This is a genomic window from Subtercola boreus (genome assembly GCF_003399635.1).
Lineage (GTDB): Bacteria > Actinomycetota > Actinomycetes > Actinomycetales > Microbacteriaceae > Subtercola > Subtercola boreus_B.
This window is the reverse complement of sequence record NZ_NBXB01000023.1, coordinates 1-1,542: the sequence shown is the minus strand read 5'-3', so window position 1 is coordinate 1,542 and position 1,542 is coordinate 1. Positions and strand designations below refer to the sequence as shown.

Annotated in this window: 1 protein-coding gene; it reads right to left on the bottom strand. The window is 68.1% G+C overall.

The features are described from left to right. A partial coding sequence (locus tag B7R22_RS07615; protein ID WP_172582266.1) for an HNH endonuclease signature motif containing protein occupies window positions 1–1,465 on the bottom strand: 1,465 nt, incomplete at its 3' end. Window positions 1,466–1,542 lie beyond the last annotated feature (77 nt).

Below are 1,542 nucleotides of genomic sequence, written 5' to 3'. Positions count from 1 at the left end.
TGGGTGGTGCGATGGGGGTGGGTTCGACGGTGTATTCGTGTCCGGCGGGTGAGGTCCAGGTGATGGTGCCGTGAGGTGCTTGTTCTACCGACCATTCGGTGTGGTGTTTGACTTTGTGGTGGCTGCTGCAGAGGGGGCTGAGGTTTTGGAGGCTGGTGGTGCCGTTGTCGTTCCAGGCGATGGTGTGGTCGAGGTCTGCGGTTGCTGAGGTGGTGCAGGGCAGGGGGAAGGTGCATTCGGTGTAGGTGAGGCGGATGAGTTCGTCGAGGTCGGCAGGGGGTTTGTACTTTTCGCGGCCGTAGGTGAGGGTGCTGCCGGTTGCGGGGTCGGTGAGGACGCGGGTGAAGGTGGGTGCGTGCCGGGTGAGGCGGAGGGCTGTGAGCCGGTCGATCGGGCCGTACCCTTCGAGCTGCGCGAACCCGGGCGGGGGAGGTTCGGGTGGCCGGCTGGCGGGGTCTTTGTCGATGTTGTTGCCGGCTGCGTGGGTGGGGGTGTCGGTGTTCGTGGGGTCCGCTCCGCCCGCGGGCGTGTTGCTGGTGGGGGTGGGAGCGGGGGTTCCGAGGAGGGTGAGGGCTGGGACGGTGACGTGGATGCGGGCGCGGATGCCTTTGGCGATGCCGTCGATGTGGGTTTCGGCGTTGAGGAGGAGGTCGGTGAGGGTGTCGAGGCGGAGTTGGGTGAGGGTTCGGGGGTCGCCGGTGGTTTTCGCGGAGCGGGCGAGGTCGGTGGCACGGTTGTGGATCGCTGTGGCTTCGACGGCGGGGAGGTAGAGGGTGAGGTAGGCCATGCCGTCTGTGGCGGGGTCGAGGTCGAGGCGGCGCCGGGCGGCAGCGTCGAGGTGGCGTTGCACGGCCGTCGTGGGCTGAGACTGTTCGACCGCTGCTCGCGCCAGTTTGTCGAGGCGTTGCACGGTTACCCGGCGGGCGTGGGGCAGCAGGGCGTGCTCGTACGCCTTGAGGGAGGCTGTGGGGAGGGTGGTGCTGTGGTGCACGATCTTCTCGGCGTGCCGGTACGAGATCGCCCCGGTCTTCAGGGCGGCGCGGGTCGCGGTGAACGGGCCGGTGAGGGCTTCGCTGGTGGAGAGGAGTCTGCGGGTGTCGTTCTCGGAGGTGTGGAGGGCGACGGCGAGTTCGGTGATGATCTGGCGTTCGATGATCATGTCGCTTGACCATTGCGGGCCGCCGGTGAACGAGTCTGTTGTGTGGAGCGCGGTGCCCGCGAGGCGGGCCTCCTCCACGAGACCTGCGAGGCCGGCGTGCGCGGCAGCGATGGCCCTGTGGGCCGCGACGACCGCGGTGACAGCGGCCGCGAATCGGCCACGCCGGGTCGGGACACCCGACGGCACCCCCGACGGCACGGGCATTGGCAGGCCCGTTGCCAGGATTGGAGGCAGACCCGAACGCGCAGCGGGGTCAGCGAGGGTCGCCGTCTCCGGCCTGTCGATAGTGAGTGATTCTCGGGTCATGCGACAAGCCAACCACATCCAGTAACGATCCGAAGCCGAATACCGAAAGTGGTGGAGAACTCGCGAAACGACCCGCC